This window comes from Pseudomonas sp. EA_65y_Pfl1_P113, assembly GCF_963970525.1.
In the GTDB taxonomy this organism is placed as follows: domain Bacteria; phylum Pseudomonadota; class Gammaproteobacteria; order Pseudomonadales; family Pseudomonadaceae; genus Aquipseudomonas; species Aquipseudomonas tritici.
Window position 1 is genome coordinate 129,905 of the sequence record NZ_CAXAQM010000001.1, and the last position, 17,335, is coordinate 147,239.

At 57.8% G+C, this 17,335-nt stretch carries 20 protein-coding genes; 3 read left to right on the forward strand and 17 right to left on the reverse strand.

The annotated features are described in order from the left end of the window. Positions 1–44: 44 nt before the first annotated feature. The 13 genes from tolB to AACY52_RS00715 all read right to left on the reverse strand — a co-directional run bounded on the left by tolB (position 45) and on the right by AACY52_RS00715 (position 10,713). Positions 45–1,325, reverse strand: coding sequence for a Tol-Pal system beta propeller repeat protein TolB (tolB, locus tag AACY52_RS00655; protein ID WP_339417192.1), 1,281 nt, complete (start codon positions 1,323–1,325; stop codon positions 45–47). A 17-nt stretch (positions 1,326–1,342) separates the two neighbouring features. Continuing rightward, positions 1,343–2,416, reverse strand: a complete 1,074-nt coding sequence (tolA, locus tag AACY52_RS00660) for a cell envelope integrity protein TolA (RefSeq protein ID WP_339417194.1) — start codon at positions 2,414–2,416, stop codon at positions 1,343–1,345. Next, the gene (gene tolR / locus AACY52_RS00665) at positions 2,416–2,868 is read right to left on the reverse strand and encodes a protein TolR (protein ID WP_161793227.1); all 453 of its coding nucleotides are present in this window, start codon (positions 2,866–2,868) and stop codon (positions 2,416–2,418) included. The genes tolA and tolR overlap by 1 nt, the downstream gene beginning before the upstream one ends. A 23-nt stretch (positions 2,869–2,891) precedes the next feature. Then, positions 2,892–3,587, reverse strand: a complete 696-nt coding sequence (tolQ, locus tag AACY52_RS00670) for a protein TolQ (protein WP_339417195.1) — start codon at positions 3,585–3,587, stop codon at positions 2,892–2,894. Between the two features lies 1 nt (position 3,588). After that, entirely contained in the window at positions 3,589–4,044 is a 456-nt protein-coding gene (gene ybgC, locus AACY52_RS00675) for a tol-pal system-associated acyl-CoA thioesterase (RefSeq protein ID WP_071484353.1), read from the reverse strand. Between the two features lie 139 nt (positions 4,045–4,183). Continuing rightward, entirely contained in the window at positions 4,184–5,242 is a 1,059-nt protein-coding gene (gene ruvB, locus AACY52_RS00680) for a Holliday junction branch migration DNA helicase RuvB (protein ID WP_024077146.1), read from the reverse strand. Next, complete coding sequence (gene ruvA / locus AACY52_RS00685; protein WP_003175802.1) at positions 5,243–5,854, reverse strand: Holliday junction branch migration protein RuvA; 612 nt, start codon at positions 5,852–5,854, stop codon at positions 5,243–5,245. A gap of 66 nt (positions 5,855–5,920) precedes the next feature. Further along, complete coding sequence (gene ruvC / locus AACY52_RS00690) at positions 5,921–6,445, reverse strand: crossover junction endodeoxyribonuclease RuvC (RefSeq protein WP_339417198.1); 525 nt, start codon at positions 6,443–6,445, stop codon at positions 5,921–5,923. A 95-nt stretch (positions 6,446–6,540) separates the two neighbouring features. Continuing rightward, positions 6,541–7,287: a YebC/PmpR family DNA-binding transcriptional regulator gene (locus AACY52_RS00695; RefSeq protein ID WP_339417200.1), complete on the reverse strand. Its 747-nt coding sequence runs from the start codon at positions 7,285–7,287 to the stop codon at positions 6,541–6,543. Between the two features lie 150 nt (positions 7,288–7,437). After that, positions 7,438–9,213 (reverse strand): aspartate--tRNA ligase, encoded by a 1,776-nt coding sequence (gene aspS, locus AACY52_RS00700; protein WP_339560161.1) that lies wholly within the window; start codon positions 9,211–9,213, stop codon positions 7,438–7,440. Between the two features lie 107 nt (positions 9,214–9,320). After that, on the reverse strand, positions 9,321–9,542 hold the full coding sequence (locus AACY52_RS00705) for a zinc ribbon domain-containing protein (protein WP_339417204.1): 222 nt from the start codon (positions 9,540–9,542) through the stop codon (positions 9,321–9,323). Positions 9,543–9,713: 171 nt separating this feature from the next. Next, positions 9,714–10,058, reverse strand: coding sequence for a ribbon-helix-helix domain-containing protein (locus tag AACY52_RS00710; RefSeq protein ID WP_065889943.1), 345 nt, complete (start codon positions 10,056–10,058; stop codon positions 9,714–9,716). A 181-nt stretch (positions 10,059–10,239) separates the two neighbouring features. Further along, positions 10,240–10,713 carry a Dps family protein gene (locus AACY52_RS00715; protein WP_003193874.1) on the reverse strand — a complete coding sequence of 158 codons (474 nt, stop codon included), beginning with the start codon at positions 10,711–10,713 and terminating at the stop codon, positions 10,240–10,242. Between the two features lie 413 nt (positions 10,714–11,126). Between AACY52_RS00715 and AACY52_RS00720 the strand changes: the two genes are divergently transcribed. Continuing rightward, positions 11,127–11,729, forward strand: coding sequence for a cold-shock protein (locus AACY52_RS00720; protein WP_339560162.1), 603 nt, complete (start codon positions 11,127–11,129; stop codon positions 11,727–11,729). Positions 11,730–11,798: 69 nt separating this feature from the next. Here AACY52_RS00720 and AACY52_RS00725 read toward each other — a convergent pair whose 3' ends face one another. Together AACY52_RS00725 and AACY52_RS00730 are read right to left on the reverse strand one after the other, a co-directional pair. Beyond that, positions 11,799–12,005: a SlyX family protein gene (locus AACY52_RS00725; protein WP_015885618.1), complete on the reverse strand. Its 207-nt coding sequence runs from the start codon at positions 12,003–12,005 to the stop codon at positions 11,799–11,801. A 3-nt stretch (positions 12,006–12,008) separates the two neighbouring features. Continuing rightward, positions 12,009–12,434, reverse strand: coding sequence for an HIT domain-containing protein (locus AACY52_RS00730; protein ID WP_339436031.1), 426 nt, complete (start codon positions 12,432–12,434; stop codon positions 12,009–12,011). Between the two features lie 878 nt (positions 12,435–13,312). Between AACY52_RS00730 and AACY52_RS00735 the strand changes: the two genes are divergently transcribed. After that, the gene (locus tag AACY52_RS00735; RefSeq protein ID WP_339417210.1) at positions 13,313–14,635 is read left to right on the forward strand and encodes an OprD family porin; all 1,323 of its coding nucleotides are present in this window, start codon (positions 13,313–13,315) and stop codon (positions 14,633–14,635) included. Between the two features lie 176 nt (positions 14,636–14,811). Here the strand turns inward: AACY52_RS00735 and AACY52_RS00740 are convergent, their stop codons facing one another. Next, positions 14,812–15,654 (reverse strand): mechanosensitive ion channel domain-containing protein, encoded by an 843-nt coding sequence (locus AACY52_RS00740; RefSeq protein ID WP_339417212.1) that lies wholly within the window; start codon positions 15,652–15,654, stop codon positions 14,812–14,814. 136 nt (positions 15,655–15,790) lie between these two features. Continuing rightward, positions 15,791–16,276, reverse strand: a complete 486-nt coding sequence (locus AACY52_RS00745) for a YajQ family cyclic di-GMP-binding protein (RefSeq protein WP_159955504.1) — start codon at positions 16,274–16,276, stop codon at positions 15,791–15,793. Between the two features lie 123 nt (positions 16,277–16,399). Here AACY52_RS00745 and AACY52_RS00750 point away from each other — a divergent pair, with 123 nt between their 5' ends. Beyond that, a complete protein-coding gene (locus AACY52_RS00750; RefSeq protein WP_339560163.1) occupies positions 16,400–17,317 on the forward strand; it encodes a putative 2-dehydropantoate 2-reductase in 918 nt (305 codons plus the stop codon). Positions 17,318–17,335: the final 18 nt, after the last annotated feature.

Below are 17,335 nucleotides of genomic sequence, written 5' to 3' on the forward strand. Positions count from 1 at the left end.
TAATGAACCCCAGTGTGTTAAGTACTTCTTTTTGTAGCGCCGCGTCAGTTCAGGTAAGGGGACCAGGATGGTTCTCTGACTTCGCCTTGTGCGGTAGGAAGCGGGAGCCTTACGCGTCCATTAATGGACACGAGCATCAAGACTCCCCGGCCCTGCTGGCGGGTGGCGTAGATTACCATGGTGCCGTTGGGCGCAACAGTGGCTGACTCATCAAGGTTGGTATCTGTGAGGATTTTTACGGTTCCGCGCTGCAAATCCTGGGCCGCAACCCGGAAATTAGTGAAACCATCCTGACGGTGAATCATCACCAACGTCTTTTCATCGGCCGAAAGCTTAGGGTTGGCGTTGTAGTTACCAATAAAGGTCACACGTTCCGCACCGCCGCCATTCACGTTTGCCTTGTAGACCTGTGGCTTACCGCCACGATCAGAGGTGAAGTAAATGGTCGAACCATCCTTACCCCAGAACGGCTCGGTATTGATGCCAGGGCCATTGGTTACGCGGCTGAGCTGGCGCGAAGCCATGTTCATCACGTAGATATCCGGGTTGCCATCTTTGGACAGCACGAACGCCAGGCGCGAACCATCCGGCGACCACGCGGGTGCACCGTTGAGGCCTTCAAAGTTAGTGATCTGCTCACGACGGCCAGTATCAATGTGCTGCACGAAAATCCGTGGGCGGCGCTGCTCAAAAGACACATAGGCAATACGCTTGCCGTCCGGCGCAAAGCGCGGCGACAGGATTGGCTCACGCGATTGCAGCAGGGTCACTGCGCGTGCACCGTCGTAGTCCGAGCGCTGCAGCGTGTAGCGCGTGTTATCCACGGAAAAACGTTCAGCCGTTACATAAAGCAGACGCGTCGAGAACGCACCCTTGATGCCGGTGAGTTTTTCAAACGACTGGTCCGAGATGTAGTGGGCCATGTCCCGCAGTTGTTCGGTGGTGCCCGAAACGCTGCCGGTCAAGACCTGCTGCTCGGTCGCCACGTTGAACAAAGTGTAGGTGATTTGCAGGCGACCGCCGGCCGGCGTGATGTTGCCGACCATCAGGTATTGGGCGCCAACAGCCTTCCAGTCTCGGAACACAACTTCGCTGGCCTGGTTCGGCTGGCTGATCATGTTGCCCTTTGGAATCGGTGCGTAGTAGCCGGAGTTGCGCAGGTCGTCACCGACGATCTGGGCCATGTCGTCCGGCAGCACGCTGCCGCCCTGCCAGCCGAACGGTACTACCGCGATCGGGGTGGCCCGATCGCTACCGCTGGTGACCAGGATGTTCTTTTCATCCGCCGCCGCTATCCCTGCCATACAGCAAATAACGACAAGCATTCCTCGAAGAAGGTTTCTCACAAGGCTAGATCCTCAGGTGTGAATGTCATCTTGAATGATCGATAGGGAGCGAAGTCGCTTGGTTTCATTCCCTGCATCTCGGTCAACCGGCCAATATTCTTGACCGCGGCAACCGCCGAACTGTCGAACGAACCGTCACCACTGGACTTGGCCACGCTGACCGAAGTCACCGTACCGTCCGGCAACATGCCGATCTGCAGCACTACTGTCATGCCTTTACGCGCCGAAGGTGGACGTGTCCAGCCTTCTGCTGCCCGCGCCCGAATCAGGTCGTCGAAACTGCCCGCGACATCATCGCCTTGCTCATCGGCCAAGGCTTGCTGACGCTGAGGCGTGTCGGAAAGCAAATCAGCCAAGGCCTGGGCCTTTTTCTCTTCGGCGGATTTACGCGCTGCTTCCTGGGCCTTTTTCTTGGTGGCGTCGGCGGCAGCTTTCTTCTTCGCGTCGTCGGCGATTTTCTTCTTCGCCTGGTCTGCTTCAGCTTTTTTCTTGGCGTCTTCGGCGGCTTTTTTCTTCGCGTCTTCGACTATTTTCTTCTTAGCGTCTTCAGCGGCCTTTTTCTTGGCCTCTTCTTCAGCAGCTTTCTTGGCTTCTTCTTCAGATTTCTTCTTGGCTATATCAGCCAATTGTTTCTCTTCAGCCTTTTTAGCTTCGGCAGCTTTCTCGGACTTCTTGGCTTCATCCGCCTTTTTCGCCTCGTCAGCTTTCTTGGCTTCGTCAGCCTTTTTCGATTCCTCGGCCTTTTGAGCCGCCTCTTCTTTCTTTTGTTCCGCAGCAGCCTTCACCGCTTCCTGCTCGACCTTCTTCTGTTCCATCTGTTCGACTTCAGTCTGGCGCGCAGCCGACTTCTGGGCCTCACCCGCAATCTTCTGATTGGTCTGGGTGGTGGCCTGACTTTTCGATTTCAGCTGATACAGGGTCGCCTGCACGATAGGCTTGGCTGGCGGCAGGTCCGGGGTCATGGCAAAGCTGACGAACAGCATGCCAAACACCAGGACGTGCAGGGCAATTGCCCAGACGCTAGGCCAGAAGAAGCTTTCCGAGGCGGACGGCTCTCGCTGTTGCTGCATCAGGGCGCCTCGGTAATCAAGCCAACGTTACCGACGCCGGCCTTCTGCAGCCCGCCCATGGCGCCCATGACGGAGCCGTAGTCGACCGACTTGTCACCGCGAATGAAGACCTGGGTGTGCTTGCCGCCTTCGTTGCCGGAGCGAATGATCTTGGTCACAGCGTCAGTCATCGCTGGCAAGGTGAGGGCCTTGTCCTGCTGCTTCTGGGTGTCGACTTCGCTGCCAAGGTTCCAGTAATAGGTCTTGTCAGCCTTGATCGAAATGGTCAGGACCTGAGTGTTGTTGTCTTGCGGCAAGGCTTCACTGGAAACCTTGGGCAGATCAACCTTCACGCCCTGGTTGAGCATCGGCGCGGTCACCATGAAGATAACCAGCAGCACCAGCATCACGTCGATGTAAGGCACTACGTTCATCTCGGCGACCGGCTTGCGCTTTTTGCGAGCTCGAGCGATTAAAGCCATTGGGAATTACCTGCTTATTCTTCGCTGGTGTGCACTTTACGGTGCAGGATCGCCTGGAACTCATCGGCGAAGGTGTAGTAACGGCCAATCAACGTTTCGCTGGTAGCGGCGAAACGGTTGTAGGCGATTACTGCCGGGATCGCAGCGAACAGGCCGATCGCGGTGGCGACCAGGGCTTCAGCGATACCCGGGGCAACGGTGGCCAGGGTCGCTTGCTGGGCCTGGGCCAGGCCGCGGAAGGAATTCATGATCCCCCACACGGTACCGAACAGGCCGATGTATGGGCTCACGGAACCGACGGTGGCGAGGAACGGCAAGCTCTGCTCAAGCTTCTCTTCTTCACGGGAAATGGCGACGCGCATGGCGCGGGCCACACCCTCCATGACCGCTTCCGGGTCCACGCCTGGCTGCTGGCGCAGACGGGAAAATTCCTTGAAGCCCGCGCGGAAGATCTGCTCGACGCCCGAATCCGGGTCCGGGTTGCTACCGGCCTGGCGGTACAGCTTGGACAGATCGATACCCGACCAGAAGCGCTCTTCAAAGCTCTCCAGGGCACGTCGACCGGCACGCAGCAGGTTGCTGCGCTGAAAAATCATGACCCAAGAGGTAACCGATGCGGCTACCAGGGTCAGCATCACCAGTTGAACCACAACACTGGCATTACTGACCAGGCTCCACATGGAGGAATGGTCGACGACGGTAGGTTCCACGCTAAATCTCCTGCTTTGATTGTTTACCCGCGCCGCTTACGCCGGCAAAGGCCGCACGTAGAGCTTCGGGAATGGCCCGGGGTTTCAAACTATTGGTGCGCACACAGGCCACCAGGAACTGCCCCTCACAGAGCAGCGTTGCATCCGTTGCCCGCCTGACCTGCTGTTTGAAACGCAGGCTGACACGGTTCAATTCGATTACTTCAGCGCTTACCAGCAATTCATCGTCCAGCCGCGCCGGCGCGTGATAGCGCGCCTCGCTGGAATGCACGACGAATAACAGGTCCTCCCCTGCCAGCTGGGATTGGGCAAAGCCCAGCTCCCGTAGCCGCTCGGTTCGAGCCCGCTCCATGAACTTGAGGTAATTGACGTAATACACGATGCCGCCCGCATCGGTGTCCTCGTAATAAACGCGACAGCGATGAGCGAACGACTGATCCCCGTTTTGCGCGCGCATACTCTAGTGCTTACTCCTCAGGTTGCCAATCCGGCCAGGCAACTGTTTTTTCATTCTCTGAAACATATCCAGTGACTGAAAGACGACGCCAGCCACTAGGACAGCACAAACATCGAATAAATCGACTTTCGTGAAGCTTTTAATCGTCCACTGCATCAAGGAATTCGTCTACCACGGGCATCTCACCCAATCGTGACGGAATGTTTAATCCGAAGTGCAGGTAGGCATGGCGCGTCACGACGCGGCCCCTCGGAGTGCGCATGATATAACCCTGTTGGATCAGGTACGGCTCCAGCACATCCTCAATGGTATGGCGCTCCTCGCTGATCGCCGCCGCCAGGCTGTCGACGCCCACCGGCCCCCCGTCGAACTTCTCGATCATGGTCAAGAGTAGACGTCGATCCTGGTGATCAAAGCCGTGTTCATCCACATCCAGCAGGTTCAAGGCCAGGTCGGCCACGGGCTTGGTGATATGGCCCTTGGCCCGCACTTCGGCAAAATCCCTCACGCGACGCAGCAAGCGGTTGGCAATCCGTGGCGTACCACGGGCGCGACGGGCGATTTCAAACGCGCCTTCCGGGTCAAGCGGCAAGCCAAGAATGCCTGCCGAACGGCTGACGATGGTCGCCAAGTCTGCGGTGCTATAGAACTCTAGACGTTGAACAATGCCAAAACGGTCTCGCAGCGGGTTGGTCAACATGCCGGCGCGGGTGGTGGCGCCGACCAGCGTGAAAGGTGGCAGGTCGAGCTTGATCGAGCGCGCCGCAGGGCCTTCGCCGATCATGATATCGAGCTGGAAGTCTTCCATCGCGGGATACAGCACTTCCTCGACAATCGGCGAGAGTCGGTGGATCTCGTCGATAAACAGCACATCGTGCGGCTCAAGGTTGGTCAGCAATGCTGCCAGGTCGCCCGGACGCTCCAGCACCGGGCCGGAGGTCGACTTGATCGACACGCCCATTTCCTGGGCAATGATGTTGGCCAGGGTGGTCTTGCCCAGACCCGGCGGGCCGAAGATCAGCGTGTGATCCAGGGATTCACTGCGTCCGCGCGCGGCCTGGATAAACAATTCCATCTGCTCGCGCACGGTAGGCTGGCCAATATAGTCCGCCAGGCTCAGTGGACGGATGGCGCGGTCCTGGATTTCTTCACGGTCGCGCGGGCCGGTGGCCGCGATCAGACGATCAGCTTCAATCACTTAAATCATTCCCTTCAGGGCACGGCGGATCATGTCTTCACTGCTCAGGTTCTTGTCCTTGATGGCCGATACGGCCTTGCTGGCTTCCTGCGGCTTGTAGCCCAGGGAGATCAGCGCACTGACCGCATCACTTTCGGCGCTGGCGACCTGCCCCGCCGGCATATCCGGCTGGTTCGGCACCAGCGCAAACATGCTCGGCACGACTTCCCAGGCCTTGAAGCGGTCCTTGAGTTCCACCAGCAGGCGCTCGGCGGTCTTTTTGCCGACGCCGGGCACCTTGGTCAACGCAGAGGTATCCTGGGCCGAAACAGCTCGCACCAGTTCATCCACTTCCAGGCTCGACATCAAGGCCAGGGCCAGTTTCGGCCCCACACCATTGAGGCGGATCAGCTCGCGGAAGAAGTCACGGTCGCGCTTGCCAATGAAACCATAGAGCAGTTGTGCGTCTTCGCGCACCACCAAATGAGTGTGCAGTGTTATCGGCTCACCGACCGACGGCAGGCGATACAAGGTGGTCATGGGCACTTCCAGCTCATACCCCAACCCATTTACATCCAGAATCAGGTGCGGCGGCTGTTTCTCAGCCAGGGTGCCGCGCAAGCGTCCAATCACGGTTCGTTCCTTAAAGCTTGGGGTCAGATCAAGGCCTGACCGGAAATAACGATTGCGCTGATGCTATCAGAGACGCAGGCGCCCGCCACGACTGCGTGCCGTACCGAGGCCGTGCGGTAGGAGACTGGATCGGGTGTGCGCATGGCAAATGGCGATGGCCAGGGCGTCGGAGGCGTCAATCTGCGGCTTGGCGGTGAGTTTGAGCATGTGCATGACCATCATCTGCACCTGTTCCTTGTTGGCCCCACCGGTGCCGACCACGGCCTGCTTGACCTGCGTCGCGGTGTACTCGGCAATCTCCATGCCCTCCTCCGCGCCGGCCACGATGGCCGCGCCACGGGCCTGGCCAAGCTTAAGGGCTGAGTCGGCGTTCTTTGCCATGAACACCTTCTCGATGCCCATGGTCACCGGCCCGTACGTCTGGATCACCTCACGCACGCCGCGATAGACAATCTGCAGGCGCTCGGCCAACTCGCCCGCGCCGGTACGGATGCAACCCGAGGCGACATAGATGCAGCCGCGCGGGGTGTGTTGCACCACGCCAAAACCGGTGATGCGCGAACCGGGGTCGATACCTAGGATTAAAGTCATAGCGCCTGCAGGTTGGGTAAAACAATTTTCGATACAGAGGAGATCCAATGTGGGAGCGGGCTTGCTCGCTCCCACATTTTGATCTACGTCACCCATCAGCCTAGCTGTGCGGCAACTTCTTCCGGGATATCGGCGTTCGAATACACATTCTGCACATCATCCAGGTCTTCGAGCATGTCCAGCATCTTCAGCACTTTCTGCGCACCGTCCAGATCCAGCTCGGCGCTGGTGGTCGGCAGCATCACGATTTCCGCGTCAGTGCCTTTGAAACCAGCGGCTTCCAACGCATTGCGCACGGCATAGAACCCGGCAAACGAGGTGAACACGTCGATGGAGCCATCGTCGTTGGTCACCACGTCGTCGGCATCCGCCTCCATCGCGGCTTCGATCAGTGCATCTTCATCCACACCCGGTGCAAAGGAAATCTGCCCCTTGCGCTCGAACAAGTAGGCCACCGAACCGTCAGTACCGAGGTTGCCGCCGCACTTGCTGAACGCATGGCGCACAGCCGCTGCGGTGCGGTTGCGGTTGTCGGTCATACACTCGACCATCACCGCCACCCCGCCCGGGCCATAGCCTTCGTAGCTCAGCTCGACCATGTCGTCGGTATCGGCGGCACCGGCGCCACGGGCCACGGCGCGGTCGATGATATCGCGGCTCATGTTCGCACCCAGGGCCTTGTCCAGCGCCAGGCGCAGACGCGGGTTGGAGCCAGGGTCACCACCGCCTTGGCGGGCAGCGACGGTCAGCTCGCGGATCCACTTGGTGAAGATCTTGCCTTTCTTGGCATCTTGACGCTCTTTGCGGTGCTTGATGTTCGCCCACTTGGAATGGCCAGCCATAACACAACTCCGAAATTCTGTAGAAACCTTAACAATCCCACCCCAGGTGGGACTTCCCTCTTTAAAGCACAGCCCTTGTAACGCAAAGGCGCATCCGAAGATGCGCCTTTTTAGACTGCGTAAACCTCAGTGCGCTTTCACGCTGCGGCCTTACTCAGCTTTCGGCGTCTCACGCAGACGAATGTGCAGTTCGCGCAATGCCTTGGCATCCACCACACCTGGAGCCTGGGTCATGACGTCCGCAGCACTCTGGGTTTTCGGGAAGGCGATCACTTCACGGATCGACTGGGCGCCGGTCATCAGCATCACCAGGCGGTCCAGGCCGAAGGCCAGGCCACCGTGGGGCGGTGCACCGTATTTAAGGGCGTCGAGCAGGAAGCCGAATTTCTCTTCCTGTTCCGCTTCATTGATACCCAGCAGACGGAAGACCGACTGTTGCATCTCTTTGCGGTGGATACGGATGGAGCCGCCACCCAGCTCAGTACCGTTCAACACCATGTCGTAGGCACGGGACAGAGCGCCAGCCGGATTGGCTTCCAGCTCTGCCGGCGTGCACTTCGGCGCGGTGAACGGGTGGTGCAAGGCGCTGAAGCTGCCGTCGTCGTTCTCTTCGAACATCGGGAAGTCAACAACCCACATCGGTGCCCACTTGCAGGTCAGCAGGTCGAGGTCGTTGCCCAGCTTGATGCGCAGTGCGCCCAGCGCTTCGCTGACGATCTTGGATTTGTCGGCGCCGAAGAACACGATGTCGCCATCGACCGCACCGACGCGATCGAGGATCGCGTTCAGGTTGTCCAGCGGGATGTTCTTGACGATCGGCGATTGCAGACCCTCAACGCCATTGGCGCGCTCGTTGACCTTGATGTATGCCAGGCCCTTGGCACCGTAGATGCCGACGAACTTGGTGTAATCGTCGATCTGCTTGCGCGGCATGCTCGCGCCGCCAGGCACGCGCAGGGCGGCGATGCGGCATTTAGGATCGTTGGCCGGGCCGCTGAACACCTTGAAGTCGACCTCCTTGAACTGGTCGGCCACGTCCACCAGTTCCAGCGGGTTACGCAGGTCTGGCTTATCGGAACCGTAGCGGCGCATGGCTTCTTCGAAGGTCATGTGCGGGAATTCGCCGAACTCCAAGTCCAGCACTTCCTTGAACAGGTTGCGGATCATTTGCTCGGTGAGGTCCATGATCTCTTTTTCATCGAGGAAACTGGTCTCGATGTCGATCTGGGTGAATTCCGGCTGGCGGTCGGCGCGCAGGTCTTCGTCACGGAAGCACTTGGCGATCTGGTAGTAACGGTCGAAGCCGGCCACCATCAGCAGTTGCTTGAACAGCTGCGGCGATTGCGGCAAGGCGAAGAAGCTGCCGGCGTGGGTACGGCTAGGCACCAGGTAGTCACGCGCGCCTTCCGGGGTGGCCCGGGTCAGGATCGGCGTTTCAACGTCCAGGAAGCCGTTTTCGTCGAGGAAGCGGCGGATGCTGGTGGTCATGCGCGAACGCAGGCGCAGCTTCTCGGCCATTTCCGGACGACGCAGGTCCAGGAAGCGGTAGCGCAGGCGGGTTTCTTCGCCCACGTCGGAGTACTCGTTGAGTGGGAACGGCGGGGTTTCCGACTCGTTCAGCACTTCCAGCTCGTAGCCCAGCACTTCGATGCCGCCGGACGCCATGTTCTTGTTCACAGCGCCAGCGGGACGCAGGCGAACCTTGCCGGTGATCTTCACAACGTATTCGCTGCGCACGCGGTCGGCGGCGGCGAAGCTCTCGGCGCGATCCGGGTCGAACACCACTTGGGCCAGACCATCACGATCACGGATATCGAGGAAGATGACCCCGCCGTGGTCGCGGCGACGGTGAACCCATCCGCAAAGGGTGATTTCCTGACCTTCCAGGGTCTCGTTCAGTTGGCCGCAATAGTGGCTGCGCATCATGGTAGTGGTTTCACTTCTCGTAATTCGAAATTCGGTGGAGGCCCGCCTCGTCACCGTACATTAAAGCAAGGGACGGATAATGCAGGAGCCTGCGCGTAGAGTTCAACTCAGTCTGCTTTGTCGCCGCCGGCCAGGTTCTTCTTCGAGCCGGTCTTGAAGTCGGTCTCGTACCAGCCGCTGCCGCTCAAGCGGAAGCCCGGCATGGACAACATCTTCCTGAGCTCCGGAGCCTGGCAGGCAGGGCAATCGACCAACGGCGCGGCGCTTATCTTCTGAATGGCTTCCAACTGATGACCACAGGAAGCGCATTGATAGTCGTACATGGGCATGGAGATGTCTCGGCGATCAGATCGTTACTGCGCCACGCCTGCCCTGCGGGTTCGCAGCATGCGTAGCAAAGCGCGTGATTATATCTGGTAAATCGAGGCAGCGCAGCCGGCTTTCTGTCCTGAGCCTTACCCACCTCAGCTCATACATGGGCCGACCCCGGTGCCCGGTGACTACCCCGGTGAGTATGAAGGTTCAATACGCCCTTTCAAGACGTGAACCACGCACACCACCCTGACCAACCCACTGAAGTTCTTCACACCGCCATAACGCAAGTGCACTTCCCGATCGACGTAAGACAGCAACGCACTGACTGAACAGGCGTTGATCCTGGCTATTTCCGTGAGGATATTCCAATAGATCTGCTCCAGCCGCAGACAAGTGGAAAACCCGTTGAGCCTCACCGACCGGGACAATGGCTTGGCCAGCCCCATATCGAACCCTTTTGCAAAAGGGTCGACCTGTATCTTATGAAAACCACCGGTTTCCATCACTCCATTACCGACTCCACGTGACATACACCTGACACTCCATTGCCAAACAGCAGCCCACGGGATATCCCCTTGGGCAATGGCCCTATAAAACAGCAGCGAGCAGCGGGCAGCCAGAAGACGTGGGAGTTGATCGGCGTAGGACAACGCCAGGAAATGCGCGGAAACAAGCGAGCGGCGCCAGGACGGCGCCACTCAGGGTCGGCGTTTACTGATTTTCGAGCAGCGAACGCAGCATCCATGCGGTTTTCTCGTGAACCTGCATACGCTGGGTCAACAGGTCGGCCGTGGGCTCATCGCTGACCTTGTCGAGCAATGGGAAGATGCCGCGCGCTGTGCGAGTGACGGCTTCCTGACCGGCCACCAGTTGCTTGATCATCTCTTCGGCACTGGGTACGCCCTCTTCTTCCTTGATAGAAGAAAGACGGGCATAGATCGAATACGCACCCGGCGCCGGGAAACCCAGGGCGCGGATACGCTCGGCAATGGAGTCCACCGCCAGGGCCAACTCGTTGTACTGCTCTTCAAACATCAGGTGCAACGTACGGAACATGGGGCCCGTGACGTTCCAATGGAAGTTGTGGGTCTTCAGATACAGTACGTAGGTATCGGAAAGCAGTCGTGAAAGCCCATCGACGATGGATTTACGATCTTCTTCACTGATACCGATATCGATTGCCATGTTTATCCCCTTCAATTGACAAGCATTTATTGATCAGGTGCAGGACCACTCTAGCAAGAGTGCCGGTGATGCGCAGCCCGGAGCGGCAATTCGCCCCGGTGTAACCTGCCAAACGGCGCAGCCGCAGCCGTCGAGCCATGTGGGAAATATCTCTACCAGCCGTGTGAAGGGCCTGTACGTGTCTAGGACAAGCGTTTGACGCAGAAATGCCGTCCTCCTTGCAACACCCCGAAATGCTTGATTTGAGTAGCCACAGCCTTTGCTGTTAAATAGACGGCGTGTCGTCGCCGTTACTTTCTGCGGCAGCGACATAGGCTGATACCCGCGCACGTGCCCAACGCCTCCCATTGTTCAGAAGCGAACCGTGCCAGTCAGCTCTTCCTCGTGATCCGTCTTAACGTGAGTTAATCAAAATGTTGAAAATCGTCCACCTGCTAACGGGCGTTGCAGCTTTGCTGCTGTCCTTTATACCGAGCTTGCAACAGGGAAGCCCTCCCTACCTGGAACAACACGACGCTCTGTACCTGGCCTTGTTCGGCCTTCTTAACCTGACGCTGGCACCCGCGATCCCTTACTGGAACAAAGGCACACGTCATCAACTGCAAAACCTGGTCAGCGCGCTGCTGGTGCTGACCGTTGTCGTACAAACCCTCACCCTCCTGGCCCCCATGCCAGAAGTCGGCGGCCACCCGGCCATCCTGCTCAGCCTGGTGATTGCTGTGGTCGCCATCGTTCTTCACTTGGCCATCAGCTTCTACCGTTCGTCTCCTGCGGCCTCGTCGCCAACCTACGACATGACCAATCGGGATACCGGTACCGTCAAGTGGTTCAACACGTCCAAAGGCTTCGGCTTTATTTCCCGCGATTCGGGCGACGATATCTTCGTCCACTTCCGGGCCATTCGCGGCGAAGGCCATCGCGTCCTGGTGGAAGGCCAGCGCGTGGAATTCTCCGTCATGAATCGCGACAAAGGCCTGCAAGCCGAAGACGTGATCGCTGCACTGCCGCGTCGCTGATACGCGCCTTCGAAGCAAAAAAAACCGCGAGCCAGCATTGCTGGATCGCGGTTTTTTTATGCGCGGCTATTAATAGTGAGGCGGCGGTGCTTCTTCTTCCGATGTCTCGAATTGGCCGCCCATCTCTTCCTGGCGCTTGAGCAGCGCGGTCATCTGCAACTGCAGGCGCTCGACCGCACGCTGCTGCGTGACCAGAATGTCGTTAAGGGTCTCGATCGTGTCATCCTGGAAGGCCAGCCGGCTTTCCAGGTCGGTAACGCGGTCTTGCAAATCCATAATTCAGCCCTGGGTAAAGATGAAATCGGCAGGCAGCAGCTCACGCAGACGAGCGCGGATGGCTGTCACTTGCTCATCGGTGTAAGGCTGGGCCGGATGCCTGCCCCACACCGGCGCCGGCCAAGCGGCGTCGTCGCGTTTGCGCACGATCACGTGCACGTGCAACTGACTGACTACGTTGCCCAGTGCGCCGATATTCATCTTGTCAGCCGCAAGGCCTTCATTCAGCAATTGCGCCAAGGCGGTGGTTTCTTGCCATAAGCGCTGCTGGTCGGTGACATCCAGTTGAAACATTTCGCTGATACCGTTGATACGCGGCACCAGGATGAACCAAGGGTAGTTCGAGTCATTGGACAGCAGCAGGCGACAGAGGGGGAAATCCCCAATGACCAGCGTGTCTTGTTGAAGGCGTTGATCTAAAGCGAACACCGCAGGCACTCCGTTCGGCAGGACAGGTTCAAGGCCGATAGCATACCTGCGAATCGGTACTGCTTCACGCCGCGCCATATGCGCATTTGCAACGCATGGTAAAAAGAGGCGCACCATTTCGAGACAGTCGAATTTTTCGACTACGCTCAATGACCACTACTTCAGCGATTGGCCAGATGCTGGTCGAACCATTGCGACGAGACCCTCGGTACAGAGGCCTCAACACGCAAAGGCATTGAGCCATCACTGCAAACCGAGCCATGAGGGTTATTGCACCAAAATGACCCACTCATGCCTCAAAGCGAGCCTCCGTCTACCCACCGAATGGGGTGAACGGGTAACGTTTTTGCAAGGTTAAGGATTTATGCACTCGCGAACAGCCAAAGAGCATGGGCATCACGGCCTAACCAATCGGCGTAAAAACCCCGTGTTTGTGCGGTTTTCACGAAGCTGTAACGTTTTTCACGAAAAAATGACATTCAATTTTCGGTTTGGGCGCGCTTGTTGCATTCATCCCCCTATCGTCGGCAACGGCACCTGAAGGGATCCAGGTGTTTCGCGATGAAAACAACAGCGGTTCAGTGTGCACCAGGGAAGATTTCAAACTTTAAAATCACGTTTTCTACGCGCTTTTAACGGTATGGACACAGCATTGAAGTTGTCAGTCTCGTTACAGTGAGGCTGTGAAATTGCGACATGGATCTAGCAATTTACGACCCGCTCGTCGCTCGTAAAGAAGCTGAAAGGAAAGTGGGGCAAGTATCGCCAACATTGTCAGCGTGATATAACTTTGCGCCGACACAAAAAGAAAGAGCCGCCCAGACAAAAATACAGGTGGGACGGCAGTACTCTTCCTAAAACCAAAGGAGCAAATCACGATGCGCGTGATGAAGTGGAGCATGATCGCCCTGGCTGTTTCAGCAGGCACTACGCAGTTCGCAATGGCGTCTTCTCAAGACGAATCCAAGGGTTTCCTCGAAGATCAAAGCCTCACGGCCAAGTCTCGCATGGAATACATGAACCGTGATTACAAGAATGGCGCGAGTAACCCTTCTTCGGGCACAAGCGGCTATCGTCAAGATACCGGTATCAGTGAGCTGCTCCAATACAAGTCCGGCTTCACGCAAGGTACCGTTGGTGTTGGCCTTGACGCATTCGTGATGGGCTCGGCCAAGCTGGATGGCGGTTCGGGCCGTCGCGGTAACGGCCTGTTCGCCAATGACAGTGATGGCAACCCTGAACGGACTCAGTCCAAGGGCGGCGCGGCCATCAAGTTCCGTATTTCCGATACTGTTTTGAAATACGGTCAACAAACCGTCGCCAGCCCTGTGTTCTCGACTGATGACAGCCGCCTGCTGCCTGAAATCGCTACGGGCACTATGATCACCTCCACTGAAATCAAAGGCCTGGAGCTGAGTGCAGGTCGCTTCACCGCCCTGAGCAAGCAAACCGGCATGGGCCGCGACAGCATCAGCGGTGTTTCCGACGGCTTCGACAATGGCAAAGGTCTGACCGCAGCCAATATCTTCGGCGCAACCTACGCATTTACCGAAGGCCTTACCGGCACTTTCGCAGCGTCGGATGTTGATCAGTACTTCAAGAAGCAGTATGTCAATCTGAACTACACCTTTCCGATGAGCGACACCCAATCGCTGAACTTCGATCTCAACGGGTACCGTACCCGGGGTGACAAGCGTGGTGACCAGGTCGATATGATCGGCGACGGTACTCGGGGTGTAGACAACAACCTGTGGAGCTTGCAAGCCGCCTACAGCATTGGCGCTCACAAGTTCACGATCGCTCACCAACGCTCCAGCGGTGACAACGGCTACTACTATGGCGTCGACGGTAACGGTACGATCTTCGTCTCCAACTCGATCCAGATATCCGACTTCGTGGGTCGCGACGAACGTTCCTGGCAGGCTCGTTACGACATCAACATGGCGAGCTATGGTGTTCCTGGCCTGAGCTTCATGACCCGCTACGTCAAAGGTGACAACATCAAGACCAATGGCTTGGGTGAAGGCAAGGAGAACGAGTGGGATGCCGAGTCCAAGTACGTTATGCAAAGCGGACCGGCCAAAGACCTGTCGTTCCGCCTGCGCTTCGCCATGTATCGCTCTAACGGTGCCTACAGTGGTTATTCCGCTGACAACAATGACACTCGTCTGATTGTCGAATACCCGTTGAGCATTTTGTAATTAACCGGTAGTTCGATTACCGTTTAAACGCAATAAAAAAACCGCATACCTGTTCGGGTACGCGGTTTTTTTATGTCTAGTTTATTACTGTCAGGGCTTCAAATTACATAGCTAGCAAACTAACCATCACTGAGTCCGACTTTTCGCCCACGTTGCCTTGCAACAATCGTTATTTATTACTTCTCGGAGGTTTCCTGCACCACCCGAATAACCCGCTGCGGAAACGGAATATCAATTCCCACCGCTTTCAAACGGTCACGTGCCAGCTCATTGAACAAGAACACCAAATCCCAGTAATCCGACGTCTTGGTCCAGCAGCGCAGGGACACGGTGATCGAGCTGTCGCCCAAGGTTGAAACCACGGCCACAGCCATCGGGTCCGCCAGCACGCGCGGATCTTTCGCCAACTCCAGCAGCACTTCGCGAGCTTTCTGCAGGTCAGCGTCATAGTCCACACCCACGTCAAACACGACCTTGCGAGTCGGCTGACGATTGGTATTGGTGATGATGCCGTTGGACAGGATGCCGTTAGGTAAGATCACCGTCTTGTTGTCGCCGGTACGCAGCACAGTGTGGAAGATCTGGATGCTGTCGACGGTACCCGAGGTGCCCTGGGCCTCGATCCAGTCACCAATACGGAACGGGCGGAACAACAGAATCAATACGCCGCCGGCGAAGTTGGCCAGGCTGCCTTGCAATGCCAGGCCAATGGCCAGGGTAGCGGCACCGATCGCAGCAACGAACGAGGTGGTCGCTACGCCGATCATTGAGGCCACGCTGACAATCAGCATGACTTTGAGCGCGATGTTCGCCAGGCTGGTGACGAAGTGCTGCAGTGCCAGATCGGCGTTACGGGTGGCCAGCAAGCGCCCTACTCGGTGGGTAAATACGTTGATCAGCCACCAACCAATGGCCAGGGTGATTACAGCGAGCAATACCCGGCTGCCGTATTCCATGATCATCGGGATCCACGACTGTGAGGTCTTGATCAAGTGATCCATTTCAGCGTTCAAATCCATCAACATTCTCCTGGTTACCGGATGTTCGGCGTATTCACGGGCCACAAATGCAATTGAGCCCCGTAGGGCTCAAGAGTGGGCGCAGGTGTCTAGGGCGTGGGACGTCAAAAACGCCCGCTGGTTCCACAATGTGCCATCAGTCGCGGAAGTTATTGAACTGCAGCGGCATATCGAACGTCTTGGCACGCAAGGCCGCGATGGCCTCTTGGAGGTCGTCACGCTTCTTGCCAGTGATACGCACCTGCTCACCCTGGATGGCGGCCTGGACTTTCAGCTTGGCGTCCTTGACGTGGGCAACGATCTTCTTCGCCAGCTCCTTATCGATGCCTTCCTTGAGCACGGCTTCCTGCTTCATCAGCTTGCCGGAGGCGTAGGCATCCTTGATTTCAAGGCACTGCGCATCGATCTTGCGCTTGACCAGCGACAGCTTGAGGATCTCGATCATCGCTTCCAGCTGGAAATCGGCTTCAGCGGTCAGGTTGACGGTCAGGTCCTTTTCCTTGAATTCGAAGCTGCCCTTGCCTTTCAAATCATAGCGGCGATCCAGCTCCTTGACGGCGTTCTCGACGGCGTTGGTGACTTCGTGTTTGTCCAGTTCGGATACCACGTCGAACGAAGGCATGTCATTTCTCCAATATAAGGGGCGGGCTCAGTAGAGATGGAGCGCGCCCGAGCTAAAATGCCGGAGCATTATAGCGGTTCTTTCGCCGCGTTCACTGTGAGCGACCCTACGGAGCACAAACTGATGTCGACCGCCTGGCATATTCTCGGCGCTGGCAGCCTGGGCACACTCTGGGCCACTCGCCTGGCACGTGCGGGCGTGCCCGTAAGGTTGATCCTGCGCGATGAGGCACGCCTGGCCAGTTATCAGGCCGCCAAAGGGCTGACCCTGATAGAACAAGGCGTCGAACACACTTACCCGGTCATCGGCGAAACGCCCGACAGCCCCGAACCGATTCATCGCCTGCTGGTGGCGTGCAAAGCCTACGACGCCCAAGACGCTGTCGCACAGTTGCAACATCGACTGACACCCGATGCCGAGCTGATCCTGTTGCAGAACGGTCTGGGCAGCCAAGACGCAGTGGCCGCGCAACTGCCCCAGGTTCGCTGCATCTTTGCCTCCAGCACCGAAGGCGCATTTCGCGATGGCGACTGGCGCGTGGTGTTCGCCGGCCATGGCTATACCTGGCTGGGAGACGCCAGCCACCCTACCCCGCCACTTTGGCTCGATGATTTGAACGCCGCCAGCATCCCCCACGATTGGAGCACCGATATCCTCACGCGGCTGTGGCGTAAATTGGCCCTCAATTGCGCGATCAACCCACTGACGGTGCTGTACCAGTGCCGCAATGGAGAACTGCAAGCCCATCACTGCGAAGTCGCCACCCTCTGCGCCGAACTCGGTGAACTGCTGGAATGCTGCGGCCAACCCGCAGCCGCGCAGGACCTGCAGCAAGAAGTGGAACGGGTAATCCACGCCACGGCCGCCAACTACTCCTCCATGTTCCAGGACGTGGCCGCCGGCCGACGCACCGAAATCAGCTATCTATTGGGCTATGCTTGCCAGGCAGCCAGCCGTCATCAGTTGAACCTGCCGCATTTGCAACAGCTGCAAGTACGCTTGGTCGAGCAGTTACTCGCGCGCGGATTGCCCCGCGACTGAGCCACGCGCTACCCTGCT